The sequence below is a fragment of the Pedomonas mirosovicensis genome (genome assembly GCF_022569295.1).
In the GTDB taxonomy this organism is placed as follows: Bacteria; Pseudomonadota; Alphaproteobacteria; order Sphingomonadales; family Sphingomonadaceae; genus Pedomonas; species Pedomonas mirosovicensis.
In genome coordinates this window covers 738,728-753,030 of sequence record NZ_JAKFIA010000001.1, presented here as the reverse complement: position 1 = coordinate 753,030, position 14,303 = coordinate 738,728, and the positions used below count along the sequence as shown (strand labels likewise).

16 protein-coding genes are annotated in these 14,303 nt (G+C 64.7%); 4 read left to right on the top strand and 12 right to left on the bottom strand.

Translation table 11 applies throughout. The features are described from left to right. Nucleotides 1-54: 54 nt before the first annotated feature. The 6 genes from L0C21_RS03500 to coxB are packed head-to-tail and all read right to left on the bottom strand — an operon-like array spanning nucleotide 55 to nucleotide 5,133. On the bottom strand, nucleotides 55-894 hold the full coding sequence (locus L0C21_RS03500) for a cytochrome c oxidase subunit 3 (RefSeq protein WP_259277043.1): 840 nt from the start codon (nucleotides 892-894) through the stop codon (nucleotides 55-57). Between the two features lie 16 nt (nucleotides 895-910). Then, nucleotides 911-1,516 (bottom strand): cytochrome c oxidase assembly protein, encoded by a 606-nt coding sequence (locus tag L0C21_RS03495; RefSeq protein WP_259277042.1) that lies wholly within the window; start codon nucleotides 1,514-1,516, stop codon nucleotides 911-913. Further along, entirely contained in the window at nucleotides 1,513-1,638 is a 126-nt protein-coding gene (locus tag L0C21_RS03490; protein WP_259277041.1) for a cytochrome c oxidase system small membrane protein, read from the bottom strand. The genes L0C21_RS03495 and L0C21_RS03490 overlap by 4 nt, the downstream gene beginning before the upstream one ends. Continuing rightward, nucleotides 1,635-2,588: a heme o synthase gene (locus L0C21_RS03485; protein WP_259277040.1), complete on the bottom strand. Its 954-nt coding sequence runs from the start codon at nucleotides 2,586-2,588 to the stop codon at nucleotides 1,635-1,637. Before L0C21_RS03485 ends, L0C21_RS03490 begins: the two co-directional genes overlap by 4 nt. 28 nt (nucleotides 2,589-2,616) lie before the next feature. Beyond that, nucleotides 2,617-4,251, bottom strand: a complete 1,635-nt coding sequence (ctaD, locus tag L0C21_RS03480) for a cytochrome c oxidase subunit I (RefSeq protein WP_259277039.1) — start codon at nucleotides 4,249-4,251, stop codon at nucleotides 2,617-2,619. 21 nt (nucleotides 4,252-4,272) lie between these two features. Continuing rightward, on the bottom strand, nucleotides 4,273-5,133 hold the full coding sequence (coxB, locus tag L0C21_RS03475; protein ID WP_259277038.1) for a cytochrome c oxidase subunit II: 861 nt from the start codon (nucleotides 5,131-5,133) through the stop codon (nucleotides 4,273-4,275). A 362-nt stretch (nucleotides 5,134-5,495) separates the two neighbouring features. Between coxB and L0C21_RS03470 the strand changes: the two genes are divergently transcribed. After that, on the top strand, nucleotides 5,496-6,050 hold the full coding sequence (locus L0C21_RS03470) for a (2Fe-2S)-binding protein (RefSeq protein ID WP_259277037.1): 555 nt from the start codon (nucleotides 5,496-5,498) through the stop codon (nucleotides 6,048-6,050). 105 nt (nucleotides 6,051-6,155) lie between these two features. On the opposite strand, the gene L0C21_RS03465 is transcribed toward L0C21_RS03470, so the two are convergent. From L0C21_RS03465 to L0C21_RS03455, 3 genes are all read right to left on the bottom strand, one after another. After that, on the bottom strand, nucleotides 6,156-6,386 hold the full coding sequence (locus L0C21_RS03465) for a DUF2061 domain-containing protein (protein ID WP_259277036.1): 231 nt from the start codon (nucleotides 6,384-6,386) through the stop codon (nucleotides 6,156-6,158). A gap of 231 nt (nucleotides 6,387-6,617) precedes the next feature. Then, a complete protein-coding gene (locus L0C21_RS03460; protein ID WP_259277035.1) occupies nucleotides 6,618-7,082 on the bottom strand; it encodes a VPLPA-CTERM sorting domain-containing protein in 465 nt (154 codons plus the stop codon). Nucleotides 7,083-7,430: 348 nt separating this feature from the next. Beyond that, the gene (locus L0C21_RS03455; protein WP_259277034.1) at nucleotides 7,431-8,741 is read right to left on the bottom strand and encodes an amidohydrolase; all 1,311 of its coding nucleotides are present in this window, start codon (nucleotides 8,739-8,741) and stop codon (nucleotides 7,431-7,433) included. 239 nt (nucleotides 8,742-8,980) lie between these two features. Between L0C21_RS03455 and L0C21_RS03450 the strand changes: the two genes are divergently transcribed. Together L0C21_RS03450 and bfr are read left to right on the top strand one after the other, a co-directional pair. Further along, entirely contained in the window at nucleotides 8,981-9,175 is a 195-nt protein-coding gene (locus L0C21_RS03450) for a (2Fe-2S)-binding protein (RefSeq protein ID WP_259277033.1), read from the top strand. Between the two features lie 171 nt (nucleotides 9,176-9,346). Further along, entirely contained in the window at nucleotides 9,347-9,829 is a 483-nt protein-coding gene (bfr, locus tag L0C21_RS03445; RefSeq protein WP_259277032.1) for a bacterioferritin, read from the top strand. A gap of 30 nt (nucleotides 9,830-9,859) precedes the next feature. Here the strand turns inward: bfr and L0C21_RS03440 are convergent, their stop codons facing one another. The 3 genes from L0C21_RS03440 to gor all read right to left on the bottom strand — a co-directional run bounded on the left by L0C21_RS03440 (nucleotide 9,860) and on the right by gor (nucleotide 13,931). Beyond that, nucleotides 9,860-10,951, bottom strand: coding sequence for a nitrogen regulation protein NR(II) (locus L0C21_RS03440; protein ID WP_259277031.1), 1,092 nt, complete (start codon nucleotides 10,949-10,951; stop codon nucleotides 9,860-9,862). Between the two features lie 152 nt (nucleotides 10,952-11,103). Then, a complete protein-coding gene (locus L0C21_RS03435) occupies nucleotides 11,104-12,486 on the bottom strand; it encodes a class II 3-deoxy-7-phosphoheptulonate synthase (RefSeq protein WP_259277030.1) in 1,383 nt (460 codons plus the stop codon). 104 nt (nucleotides 12,487-12,590) lie between these two features. Then, entirely contained in the window at nucleotides 12,591-13,931 is a 1,341-nt protein-coding gene (gor, locus tag L0C21_RS03430) for a glutathione-disulfide reductase (RefSeq protein WP_259277029.1), read from the bottom strand. A gap of 115 nt (nucleotides 13,932-14,046) precedes the next feature. Here gor and L0C21_RS03425 point away from each other — a divergent pair, with 115 nt between their 5' ends. Next, the gene (locus L0C21_RS03425; protein ID WP_259277028.1) at nucleotides 14,047-14,256 is read left to right on the top strand and encodes a DUF2905 domain-containing protein; all 210 of its coding nucleotides are present in this window, start codon (nucleotides 14,047-14,049) and stop codon (nucleotides 14,254-14,256) included. Nucleotides 14,257-14,303: the final 47 nt, after the last annotated feature.

The window sequence follows — 14,303 nt, the reverse complement described above, 5'->3', positions numbered from 1 at the left end:
CGCCCCGGACACGAGGCCGGGGCGTTGTCTTTGTGACAAGCGAGCAGTTCGGTCTTAGTGGCCAGCCACCACGGCGGCGCCGAAGTCGCTGCCCCAGATGTAGATGGCCAGGAACAGGAACAGCCACACCACGTCGACGAAGTGCCAGTACCAGGCGGCGGCTTCGAAGCCGAAGTGCTGCTTCTGGGTGAACTGGCCCTTGGCGGCGCGGATGAGGCAGACGACCAGGAAGATCGTGCCGACGAACACGTGGAAGCCGTGGAAGCCGGTCGCCATGTAGAAGGTGCCGCCATAGACGTGGCCCGCGAAGGCGAACGCGGCGTGCGCGTATTCGAAGACCTGGATGCAGGAGAAGATCGCGCCCAGGATGACCGTGCAGATCAGGCCGTTCTTCAGGCCCTGGCGATCGCCGTGGATCAGGGCGTGGTGAGCCCAGGTCACGGTGGTGCCGGACAGCAGCAGGATCAGCGTGTTCAGCAGCGGGAACATGAACGGATCAAGGACCTGGATGTCCTTCGGCGGCCACACGCCACCGGTCGCGGTGGAGATGGCATCATACCCCTGCGGGAACAGGGAGAAGTTGAAGTAGGCCCAGAACCAGGCGACGAAGAACATCACCTCGGAGGCGATGAACAGGATCATGCCGTAGCGGTGGTGCAGCTGCACAACGGGGGTGTGATGGCCGGTTTCGGCCTCGTGCACCACGTCCGCCCACCAGGCGTACATCACGTAGAGAATGCCGGCCAGCCCCAGGCCGAACACCCACGGACCCCATGCCGCGTCACGCATCCACGAAATACCGCCGACCGCTGCTGCGAAGGCAGAGAACGAGGCGATAATCGGCCACGGGCTCGGGTCAATAATGTGATAATCGTGTTGTTTAGCAGCCGCCATCACGAACGGTCCTTTTCTAGATTCTTGTCGCCCCAACGGCCGAAGCGGCTGCCGCAGTCGCTTGCTTCGGAGCCTCGGCCGGTTTGTTTACCTTGTAGAATGTGTAGCTCAGCGTGATTTCGCTGATCTTGCTCGCCTGCGGATCGTCGAGGATCGCCGGGTCGATGAAATAGACCACCGGCATGTCGACGCTCTCGCCAGGCTTCAGCGTCTGCTCCGTGAAGCAGAAGCATTCGATCTTGTTGAAATACTGCCCGGCGATGTCCGGCGTCACGTTGAAGACCGCCGAGCCCACCACCGTCTGGTCGCTGGTGTTGACGGCCTTGTAATAGGCCATCTTCTGCTCGCCGACCTCCAGCGTCTGGGTGGTCTGCTCGGGATGGAACTTCCACGGCATCCCCTGGCTGACGTTGCCGTCGAACCGCACGGTGATCGAGGTGCCCTCGACCGCGCCGGTGGAAGCCTCCGCCCGCTGGGTGGTGCCGCCAAAGCCGGTAACCTGGCAGAATACGCGATAAAGCGGGACGGCGGCATAGGCCAGGCCCGTCATGCCCACGACAATGCCGATTGCAACCAGCGCCACGCGCCGATTGCTGCGGCTGATGTTTTGCTGCTCGCTCACGATCCGCCTCCCATCCGGGCGATCGACATCAGGTAGACGATGACGACGAAGGCGAACAGCGCCAGGCCGAGCGCGATGTTACGGCCGCGCAGGTTCTTCTTCGGATTGGGCTGATCGCTCACAAGCTCCTCCCGAGGTAATGGTCGGCAACCAGCGTGCCGAACAGCACGAAGAGATACAGCACCGAATAGGCGAACAGGTGCTTGGGAGCCTTCATGTCCTCGCCGCGCCACACGCGGAACGCGCCGACAAGGAACAGCACGCCGAGCGCGGTGGAGACAAGGCCATAGGTCGCCCCGGTAAGGCCAAGCGGCCAGGGGGCGATGGCGGCAGCCACCAGGGCCCAGGTGTAGAGCCAGATTTGCAGCCGGGTGGCGCGTTCTCCCGCAACCACCGGCAGCATGGGGATGCCCGCCCGCTCGTAGTCGCCCTTCACGAACAGCGACAGGGCCCAGAAGTGCGGGGGCGTCCACAGGAAAATGATGGCGAACAGCAGGGCCGGCAGCAGGGTGACGTCGCCCGTCACCGCGGCCCAGCCGATGACCGGCGGAAAGGCGCCCGCGCCGCCGCCGATGACGATGTTCTGCGGCGTGCGCCGCTTCAGCCACACCGTATAGATGTGGGTGTAATAGAGAATCGAGGCCAGCAGCAGGCCTGCCGCCACCCAGTTGGTGGCCAGCCCCATCAGGACCACGGATGCGCCCGCCAGCGTGACGGCAAAGGCCAGCGCCTCGGGCTTGGCGATCCGCCCGGCCGGGATCGGCCGGTTGGCGGTCCGGCGCATCAGGGCGTCGGTGTCCGCTTCGTACCACATATTGAACGCGCCAGCCGCGCCCGCGCCAACGGCGATGCACAGGATGGCAATTGCCGCCAGGATCGGGTTGATCGACCCCGGCGCGATCATCAGGCCGCAGATGCCGGTGAAGACCACCAGGCTGACGACCCGCGGCTTAAGCAACTCGAAATAATCCCGCCACGTGGCCAGCTGCCCGCTTTGGGCGAAGCCCAGCCAGTCGGCCTCGGCGCCGTGCGCCGAGGCCGTCATGGTGGTCGAGGTGACGGACTTGTTCACCGTCTCAAGTTCCCTTTTCCAGACCTGCTTACTTGATCTTCGGCAGGGTCTCGAACTGGTGGAACGGCGGCGGCGAGGACAGGGTCCACTCCAGCGTCGTCGCGCCTTCGCCCCACTGGTTGTCACCAACGCGGCGGCCGGCGGCCAGCGTGTAGATGACGTTCAGGAAGAAGAACACCATGCCGAGAATCGTGATCCGGTAACCCCAGCTGGACACCATGTTCCAGTGCTCGAAGGCATCCGGGTAATCAGGGATACGCCGCGGCATACCGTTCAGGCCCAGGAAGTGCTGGGGGAAGAAGATCAGGTTGACGCCAATGAACATCAGCCAGAAGTGCAGGTGGCCGAGGATGTTGCTGTACTGGCGACCGCTGATCTTGCCGATCCAGTAGTACCAGCCGGCGAAGATGGCGAACACGGCGCCCAGCGACAGCACGTAGTGGAAGTGTGCCACCACATAGTAGGTGTCGTGCATGGCCAGGTCGATGCCCGCGTTGGAGAGCACCACGCCGGTCACGCCGCCAACCGTGAACAGGAAGATGAAGGCGATCGCCCACAGCATCGGAAGCTCGAACTTGATCGAGCCGCCCCACATGGTGGCGATCCAGGAGAAGATCTTCACGCCCGTGGGCACCGCGATAATCATGGTCGCGGCGGTGAAGTAGGCCTTGGTGTCCACCGAGAGACCGGCGGTGTACATGTGGTGCGCCCACACGACGAAGCCGACGACGCCGATGGCGACCATGGCGTAGGCCATGCCGAGGTAGCCGAACACCGGCTTCTTCGAGAAGGTCGAGACGATGTGGCTGACAATGCCGAAGGCCGGCAGAATCATGATGTACACTTCGGGGTGGCCGAAGAACCAGAACAGGTGCTGGTACAGAACCGGGTCACCGCCGCCGGCCGGATCGAAGAAGGTGGTGCCGAAGTTGCGGTCGGTCAGCAGCATGGTGATGCCGCCCGCCAGAACCGGCAGCGAAATCAGCAGCAGGAAGGCCGTGACCAGCATACCCCAGGCGAACAGCGGCATCTTGTGCAGCGTCATGCCCGGCGCGCGCATGTTGAAGATGGTGGTGATGAAGTTGATCGCGCCCAGGATCGACGAGGCGCCCGACAGGTGGAGCGACAGGATGATGAAGTCCGTCGCCGGGCCGGGGTGGCCTGCGGTCGAGAGCGGCGGATAGGCCGTCCAGCCGCCGCCGAAGCCGTGCTGGCCGGCCGGGCCTTCGACGAACATGGAGCACAGCGCCAGGATCAGCGAGGGCGGCAGCAGCCAGAACGAGATGTTGTTGAGGCGCGGGAACGCCATGTCCGGCGCGCCGATCATGATCGGAACGAAGTAGTTGCCGAAGCCGCCGATCAGCGCCGGCATCACCATGAAGAAGATCATGACCACGCCGTGGGCGGAGATGACCATGTTCCACATCTGGTAGGCGCTATCGAGATCGCCGCCCGTCATGCCGGTGAGGACCTGCATGCCCGGCTGCATCAGCTCTTCGCGCATGATGCCCGAAAGGCCGCCGCCGATGATACCGGCGACGATGGCGAAGATCAGATAGAGAATGCCGATGTCCTTGTGGTTGGTGGACATCAGCCAGCGACGCCAGCCCGTCGGCAGGTCGTGCGCGTGCTCGTCGTGAGCGTGTGCTGTGGCGTTTGCCATCTTGTACTCCGTATCTCGAACTTACTGCCGCACGGTCAGGTCGGCTGAAGCGAACTGCGTCGACGCCGAGGCAGAGGCGAACTGGGCCTTGGCTTCCTCAAGCCAGGCCGCGAACTGCTCTTCGGACACCACTTCGACCATGATCGGCATGAAGCCGTGGCGGATACCGCACAGCTCGGAGCACTGGCCGTAATAGATGCCGGGCTTTTCCGCCTTGAACCAGGTTTCGTTGATCCGGCCCGGAACGGCATCCATCTTCACGAAGAAGGACGGGATGGTCCACGAGTGGATCACGTCGGTCGACGTCAGCAGCAGCTTCACGGTCTTGCCGACCGGAACCACCACGCGGTTGTCGGTCGCCAGCAGACGCGGAAGATTGGCCTTCGCGGCGTCTTCGTCCGTCAGCATGATGGAGTCGAACGAAAGGCCGTCATGGTCCGGGTATTCATAGGACCAGTACCACTGGTGCCCGGTGACCTTGATGGTCAGGTCCGCCTTGGGCGGGGTATATTCCGAATACAGCAGCTTGAACGACGGAATCGCGATCGCCACCAGGATAAGCACCGGCACGACCGTCCAGATCACTTCGATCAAGGTGTTGTGCGAGGTCTTGGACGGCTCCGGATTGGCGCTGGCGCGATAACGGACCATGACCCAGACCAAGAGTACCGTCACGAAAACCGTGATGGCCGCGATGATCGGGAACAGCCAGTCGTTGTACATCCAGTTGCCGAATTCGCCGATTTCAGTGACCGGCGCCTGCAGCCCAAGAGCTTCAGGAACCGGCTGGCCCGCCACGCTCTCCGTAGCCTGGGCACCGGCGCTCCAAGTCACTGCTGCCCCCGCGGCCAGCATCTGCACCGTGCTTGTGATCTTTCTCATGGTGACCCCGCCATTACTCACCGCCAAGAAGGCGGCCATAATCGCCCGCGTTATAGGGGGAGATCCTGTCCCGACAAGCGGCCAAGGTGACGCATTGACGGAAATCAAAGCTAATTCTGTAAATTCGGGATATCGTTGGAAATCCCGCGCCCCGCGCAACAGCCCGGCGAACCGGGTCCGCGCCCTGCCTTCCGCCCCTTGTTCCGGCCATGAAGCGCCGCGCGGCCCGCAAGGCTGCGCCTCATTTATCGCACCGGTCCCCGCGCCGGCATTGCGGCCTCGGGGCCGTGCGGACATGAAGTTGCGCTTCGTGCCGCTGCGCCTTTCGCCCACGCCATGAATATGCTTTTAAGAAGCATCGAATGAACGAGGTGCCCATGCCCAAGATCGTCCTCAACGGACGCTTGACCGAATTTGATGTCGACCCGGAGATGCCGCTTCTCTGGGTGCTGCGCGATGTCGCCAATCTGACCGGCACGAAATACGGTTGCGGCGCGGGGCTGTGCGGCGCCTGCACCGTGCAGGTGGAGGGTGTGGCCACCCGCGCCTGCCAGACGCCCATCGGCACCATCGAGGGCGCGCGCGTCCTGACCATCGAGGGCCTTTCCTCCGACCGGAAGCACCCGCTGCAACAGGCGTGGATCGAGCATCAGGTGCCGAGCTGTGGTTACTGTCAGTCGGGAATGCTGATGGCGGCTGCGGTTCTGCTCCAGGAAACCCCTGAGCCGACACGGGAAGACATCGCCCGCCAGATGACCAACCTGTGCCGGTGCGGCACCTACCCCCGCGTCGAGAAGGCGATTCTGCGCGCGGCGGAGCTGACGAAGATCGCCGCCCTCAAGGCGCTTGAATCCTCCAGCCCCTTTGCGCGCCCCGAGGAAACGGAAGAAGAAAAAGAAGCGGAAACGACGGAATAACGGGCGCTTCGCGCCCAAATGCAGGGCCGCCTGCCCGGTTTTCGCCTTTCCGTGCCCCGGCCTGGCGCTGCTTCCCCTGACAGCGCCGCCGCCTTGCGGCCCGGCTCAGCAGTGGAAAGCCAGCGTGCCTCCCGAGTCGGACCGGGAATCGGCCCGCACGCCCGCACGCCGCCAGGCGCGCTCGTGGAAGAAGAACACGACCGCGTTGGCCATCGGCTCCACAAGAGCGATGGCGCTGGAGACGCCGATCTGTCCGGTAAAGGCATAGGCGACCGAGAAGCCAACCATGAAATGCAGCATGAGAAAGCTCAGGGTCTTGGCAAGGTCGCGTTTCATACGGAACTCCACATGTCACAAGGGGAATGACATCTCACATATAGTGAAATTGCGAATTACTTTCAATATCACATTGCAAGGCCATTCCCTCGGTTCAACGCAACAGACGGGACGATTGATCCGCCGGCGCGAATCAGCCGCCGGTCTCTTTCTGAAACGCAAAGCGGCGGCCCCTTTCGAGACCGCCGCCCAGAGTCGTTCCTGCCAGGGAGGCCGACGCTGGCGTTACCGTTAGGCCCGCTTGCGGCGCGCCAGGGCGCCAAGAGCGAGCAGCCCGCCGCCCAGCAGGCCGATCGAGGCGGGCTCAGGCACTTCCACCTCTCGGGAGGACAGCCAGAAGCTGATGTGCGAGACGCCCTTGTTCTTGAGGGCCGCAGTCGAGAAGGTGCCGGATTGGGCGCCGATTCCGTCCAGCTCGTAAAGGACGTAGGAGGTGCCGGCCTTGACGGTGATGTACTTCACGAAGACATCATCGGACAGCACCTGCCATTCGCCGGTCAGGATGCCCCCGTCGCCCTTGACCTTGATCGGCGTGATGTCGATGAGGCTGCTATCCCCTTCCCACTTGCCGAACAGGGAAATGTCCACGGCCTCGTTGGTTGCCCTCTGGATCGCCTCCTCGACAGCCTGCTCGCTGTCGCCGCCCGGCGGGCTGTAGACGCCGAAGGGGTCCCCCCTTGGAAGCAACGCAGCCATCGTGGACCAGATCAAGCGCCGCGCTGCCCGTGCCGCCGCTACCGGAAATGCAACGGTACGCAACGGCGCCGGCTTCCGGCGCCGCCAACAGGTAAGCGCACGCTGCAAACACGGCCGTACCGGCCAGCTTGGTCCATCCTGACGACATGTCGTCCCTCCTCGTCCCTCCCGGGCGCGATTCGCTATTGCTGGGTAAGCTAAGCAATAGCTATGCCAGTGGCGGATTTCCGCCGACACCAGCGATTCAGACACCAGTAATCGTATCGGAACTGTAAAGAGTCCCGACTCTTTTCATTGGACTAACCGGCAGATCCGCCGTCCATGATTGCGCGGCTTGCGCGCCTGCCCTTACCGGCCGAGGACCGAAAGGGCCGCCGCCGTCATCGCCTCGATACCCGTGGCAAGGGTCGGCTGCGGATCGGGCGCGAAGAACGGCGAATGCAGGGACGGCAAGGGCTTGCCGGATTTCTGCGCCTCTTCCCAGGTGGCGCGCTTTACGGCGCCCAGCCAGAACAGCGTGCTCTCCAACGAGCGATCGGCCCGGTAATAGCGGGCAAAATCCTCGCCGCCCATAACCGGCTGGGTCTCCACCACCCGATTTTCGCCGAAGCGAGCCTTGAACACGCCGGCCAGCCGGGCGCTCTGCGCCTCGGTGTTGAAGACGGCCGGGGTGTATTCATCCTTCACCTCGACCACCGGCAGCAGGTCCTGCGGCAGGCCAAAGGCGATCGCCTCCCCTTCGGCAACCCGCTTGATGCCGGAGAGCAGATTCTCGCGCACCTCGTCGGTGTAGGAGCGCACGGTCAGCTGCAGCTTCACCGTATCGGGAATGATGTTGTGCTTGGTGCCGCCGTGAATGGAGCCGACCGTCACCACCGCTGGCTCGGACGGGTCGGTGTTGCGGCTGACCAGCGTTTGCAGCGCCGTGACGATGTGCGCCGCCAGCACCACCGGGTCGCGCGTCGTCTGCGGGTAAGCCCCGTGGCCGCCGATGCCGCGCACCGTCACGTCGACCGAGTCCACATTGGCCATGGCGAAGCCCGAATGAACGCCCACCGACCCGGCCGGCAGCCCGGCGTTCACATGCAGGGCGATCACGTGGTCCGGCTTGGGAAAGCGCGCGTAAAGCCCGTCGTCCAGCATGGCCTTGGCGCCGCCGCCGCGCTCCTCCGCGGGCTGGGCGACCATCACCAGCGTGCCCTTCCACTGGTCCTTGAGGGCGGCAAGGCGGCGGGCCGCGCCTACCCAGGCGCTCATGTGGATATCATGGCCGCAGGCGTGCATCACCGGCACTTGCGCGCCCGAGTCATCCTTCGTCGTCACCGTGGAGGCATAGGGCAGGCCGGTCTGTTCCTTGACCGGCAACGCGTCCATATCGGCGCGGATCAGGAGCGTCGGCCCCTCGCCGTTGCGGAGCACGCCAACGACGCCATGGCCGCCCACGCCCGTCGTCACCTCGGTAAAGCCGGCCTTCTTCAACTCCTCGGCCATGCGCGCCGACGAGCGGGTTTCGTGAAACGACAGCTCCGGCGCCTTGTGCAGCTCGATGTAGAGACTTTGCACATAGGGCAGGTCGGCCAAGACCGCATTCCGCAGGGAATCGGCGCACGCCGGCATGGCGACGAGCATGGCTGCAAGGCTGGTGACCAGAAGACGCATGGTTTGCCCCCTTAACGACACTGGTTGGTTTATCCGCCATCCCCCGGCGATGGGCAAGAAGAACGCGTTCGGCCTCAAGGCCGTATTGCGCGGGCGATCGGCCGCTGACGGCGCGGAACCCTGCCTGCGACGAGGCGTGCCCGCACGGTTCGCCGCAAATCATCGAAGACGTTGTTGACACTCATTCGCATAATCAGTTACCCAAAAGCCACCGTAAAACTGGCTTTCGGGTTCGGCGCATGTACGTTTGCATTTGCAATGGATTACGAGAAGCGGATGTCCGCGCCGCCGCGCGCACGTCTGGCGAGCAGCGGCCCAACGCGGTCTATGCCCATCTCGGATGCCGCTTCGAATGCGGCCAGTGCGCCAGCTTCGCACGCTCGGTCATCACGGAAGAGCACAAGGTGGGCCAGCCCACCTGGCCGGCGGAATAGAACCGCGCCGGGCCACCCGCCGAGCATGAACCAGCCGCCCCTGCCGGCGGCCTGGCCTTTTGGCGCGCCCTGATTTCCACTCTCCTTCACGATCCTTTTGGTGTTAGAGTGGCTGCGTATATTCCCGTGTTTTTTCAGCCATGATGGCAGATTCGTCGGAAGGAGTTGAAGATGAAGGGCGATCCCGAGGTCATCAAGCACCTGAACAAGATCCTCAAGAACGAGCTGACTGCCATCAACCAGTATTTCCTTCATGCCCGGATGCTGCAGAACTGGGGCCTCGATCGGCTGGGCGACTATGAATACAAGGAATCCATCGACGAGATGAAGCACGCGGACCGCCTGACCAAGCGGATCCTGTTCCTCGATGGCCTGCCCAACCTCCAGACCCTGAACCGCCTGCGGATCGGCGAGACCGTACCCGAGATCCTGGAAGCGGACCTCGCGGTGGAGATGGAGGCGATGCTCGACCTGCGCACCGCCATCGCCTACTGCGAATCCATCCAGGACTATGTGAGCCGCGAGCTGCTGGAAGACATCCTTGCCTCCGAGGAGGAGCACGTCGACTTCATCGAGACCCAGCTGGGCCTCATCCGCACCGTGGGCCTGGAGAACTACTTGCAAAAGCAGATGAAGGCGGCCGACGAGCACTGATCAACGCGGCTCTCAATCCGGCGGGCGCTTTCAGAAGGCAGGCACCGGGCGCTCCGCCGCCTCGGGCAGGGATATCCGTATCCTGGCGGTCCCTGGCGCGCAGGAGGTGACGGAAAGCCTGCCGCCCCACCGGACCAGCATGGTCCGGATGACGGCATGGCGCGCAGGCTCTGGCATCCGTAGAATCCGCATCGCCTGCTCAGGCTCATCCGGCGCGCTGCTTTGCGCCGTTGCAATTGCAATCTCCAGAACCCCCGCATGCCGGCCCCCTGCCCGGCCTGCGCCCAGCAGCACCTCTCCCTTTCCGCTGATGTCCTCGGCTGCCTCGAGCACGAGGGCCAGAAGCGCCTGCGCCAACTCCGCCCGGCAAGCCATGATCCGGCCCTCCGGCGGGTCCGCCTCCACGCGCACCGCCACCTGCGGCGGCAGGATGAGGCAGGCCGCCCGCGCCACGTCCCGCAGCAGGCCGGCCACCGGCACGACGACCGGAACGCCATCCGCCTCCCGGCCGGTCCGCGCGATTGCCTGGGCCGTTTCCATGACGTCGCGGATCTGCAACGCCGCTTCGTAGATGAAATTGAGATACTGCTGGCGCGTCTCGGGCGGCGTGTCCTCCCGCATATGGCGGGAGAATGTCAGGATCGGTTGCAGGTGATTGTTGAGGGCGTGACCGCAGCCGGACGCCAAACGGCCCAGCACCTCCATCCTGTGCAGGTGCTGGCAGGCGTTGCCGCACGCCGGGTCGCCCATCGCCGTGCCGGCCTCCGGCGTCTCCTGCTCCACGGCGGTCACGGTGCTGATGACGCACCGGCCATCCCCCGCCCCGCCGGCAACGGACCGGTGGCTGATCCGCAGCCGCCGCCTGCCTTCGGGCAACGCCATGCAGTGCTCGGAAACCATGTCTTCCAGCCCGCCATCAAGACACTGCGCCACGGCGCGCTCAACCTCGGCCGCCAGGGACCGGGGCAGGCAGCGGGCAACGGGCTGGCCGAAAACCGCCGCGAGATTCAACCCCAGCAGACGGCAGGCATGATCATTCGCGCCGATGAGCCGGATACGCCCGTCCGCCCCGCGGTCCAGCGCCAGCACGGCCACGCCGATTGCCTGAAGGAATGCCTGCATGGGTCCTCGCCGGGCAGCTCGCATCAAGCCCTGGGAGCGCACCTCCGCCAGGGCTTTGATGTAACGCGCCAGACGGGCTTACGCCCGCAACGGCAAGGTGGGAATTTGGCGGGACGGGCATTGCCCCATCCCGCCGGTGTTCTCGCGGAACGTTACGCGGCTGCGCGGCCCGCCAGTTCCTGCTGCAGCCCCTCGGCGATGAGGAACGCCAGCTCCAGCGCCTGCGCCGCGTTGAGGCGCGGGTCGCAATGGGTGTGGTAGCGATCGCCCAGGGTCTCGTCGGTCACGGCGATCGCGCCACCCGTGCACTCGGTCACGTTCTGGCCGGTCATCTCCGTGTGGATGCCGCCCGCATGCGTGCCCTCGGCCCGGTGGATGGCGAAGAACGAGCGCACCTCGGAGAGGATGCGGTCGAACGGCCGGGTCTTGTAGCCGGTGCCGGTCTTGACGGTATTGCCGTGCATCGGGTCGCACGACCAGATGACGCTGCGGCCTTCCTTCTTCACCGCCCGCACCAGCTGGGGCAGGTGCGCCTCGATCTTCTCCGCGCCATAGCGGGCGATGAGGGTGAGGCGGCCGGGCTCGTTGTTCGGGTTCAGCGTGTCGATGAGGCGCAGCAGCATGTCCGTATCGATCGACGGGCCCACCTTCATGCCGATGGGGTTGCCGATGCCGCGCATGAACTCCACGTGGGCCGAGCCGGGGAAGCGGGTACGATCGCCGATCCACAGCATGTGGGCCGAGGTATCGTACCATTGGCCGGTCAGCGAATCCTGCCGGGTCATGGACTGCTCATAGCCCAGCAGCAGCGCCTCGTGGCTGGTGTAGAAGTTGGTGCCCTGCAACTGGGGCGCGCTTTCCGGGTTGACGCCGCAGGCCTCCATGAAGGCGAGCGCCTCGCCGATCCGGTCCGCCAGTTCGCGGTAGCGCTTGGTGACGGGCGAGGAGCCGACGAAATCCAGCGTCCACTTGTGCACCTGGTGCAGGTTGGCGTAGCCGCCCTGGGCGAAGGCGCGCAGCAGGTTGAGCGTGGCCGCCGCCTGCATGTAGGCGCGCAGCATGCGCTTGGGATCCGGCTCGCGCGATTCCGGGTTGAAGTGGATGTCGTTGACGATATCGCCCCGGTAGCTCGGCAGGCTGACGCCACCGATGGTCTCCAGCGGTTCGGAGCGCGGCTTGGCGAACTGGCCCGCCATGCGCCCCACCTTCACCACCGGCATGCGGCCGGCAAAAGTGAGCACCACCGCCATCTGCAGCAGCACGCGGAACGTGTCGCGAATGTTGTTCGGATGGAACTCGGCGAAGCTTTCCGCGCAGTCGCCGCCCTGGAGCAGGAAAGCGCGGCCGGCGGCCACGTCCGCCAGCTCTTCCTTCAGGCGGCGCGCCTCGCCCGCGAACACCAGCGGCGGATAGGATTGCAGCTCCTTCTCCACGTCCGCCAGCGCCTGCGGGTCGTTATAGGTCGGCATCTGGCGGGCCTCAAAGCTCCGCCAGCTGTCCGGGGTCCAGGGGGTGGACGTTCCCATCTCAGCCATGATGCACCTTGCCTTTCTTCCGCCCGCAACCTTGGGCAATATTCTTACAGATCCGGCACGCCGGATATTCGGTTAATGCGTTGCTTGCGCGCCAATGGCAAGCCTCAACGCATGAGGACAAATTCCTCGGCCGCCGTCGGGTGAACCGCGACCGTCTGGTCGAACTGGGCCTTCGTCGCCCCCAGCTTCACGGCAATGGCGACAGCCTGAATGATTTCAGGCGCATCCGGCCCCAGCATGTGGGCGCCCAGCACCCGGTCGGTCTTCACGTCGACCACCAGCTTGCACAGCGTCCGCTCCTGCCGTCCCGCCAGAGTGAATTTCATCGGACGGAACTCGGAACGGAAGACCCGTATTTCGTGCCCCTCTTTTTGGGCAGTATCTTCGTCGAGTCCAACGCTGGCCAGCGGCGGCTGGCTGAACACGGCCGAGGGGACACGGGTGTGGTCCGCCGTCCAGTGCTTGCCGCCGAACACTGTATCAGAAAACGCATGACCTTCCTTGATCGCGACGGGGGTGAGCTGGATTCTGTCGGTCACGTCGCCCACGGCATAAATGTGGGCGCAGCTGGTCTGGGAGTTGGCATCGACAAGAATCGCCCCGTTCTCGCGCGTCTTGACGTTCGCCTTGTCCAGCCCAAGCCCGTCGATATTGGGACGGCGACCGATGGCGTACATCACCGCATCCGTCTCGATCACCGCGCCGTCGGTCATGGTGGCGCGGATGACATCCCCATCCCTGTCCAGCCGGGCGATGGACGCGCCGCCGCGCATGTGGATGCCCTTCTGCACGTAGATATCCTGAAGCCGCGTCCGCAGCTCCTCGTCCCAGCCGCGCAGGATCGTCACGCCCCGGAACGCCTGCGTCACCTCGACGCCAAGACCGTGGAAGATGCCCGCGAACTCGGTGGCGATGTAGCCGCCGCCGTAAATGAGAATGCGCTTAGGGAGTCGCTCCAGATGGAACGCCTCATTGGAGGTGAAACCCAGATCCGCCCCCGGAAAATCGGGGATGACCGGCGTGGCCCCGGTCGCCACCAGAATCTTGCGCGCCGTCACCCGCTGGCCGCCCACGTCCAGCGTGTGCGGGTCGAGGAACGTGGCGCGGGCGTCGTAGACGCTTACGCCCGCCTTGGCGAGCGTCTGCCCATAAAGCCCCTGAAGGCGGGAGACTTCCCTTTGCACGTTGTCGCGCAGGGTCGGCCAGTCGAAGCGCGCGCCCTCGACGGTCCAGCCGAAGCTGGCCGCGTCCTCCAGCTCCTCGGCGTAGTGGGAGGCGTAGACGAACAGCTTCTTCGGCACGCAGCCGCGAATCACGCAGGTCCCGCCGACGCGGTACTCCTCGGCGATCGCCACCTTCGCGCCGTGCGCGCTGGCAATCCGCGCCGCGCGGACGCCGCCCGAACCGGCACCGATGACGAAAAGATCGTAATCAAACTGGGACATTGCGCGTATCCTGCCTGTCAGCCGTCAGGCTGAGGTAAGACGCCCGGCGCGCGGAAGCAAACTGAAAGTCCCGATCACACCGTTCGAATTTGTCGCAAAGGAAGGGAAGAGGGCGATGGGCCGGTTTCTCATCATCGCCGGAATCGTGATGCTGGCGCTGGGCCTTGCCTGGCCGCTGATCTCCAAGCTCGGGCTCGGCCGCCTGCCCGGCGACATCGTGTGGGAGCGCGGCAATACGAGGGTGTATTTCCCGATCGTCACCAGCATCATCCTCAGCGTGGCGCTGAGCCTGATCCTCTATCTCATTGGCCGCGGGCGCGGGTGATCCGGACTGCCGGGCGGAGCGCGCGCCTCATCTTAAATCTGGCGAAT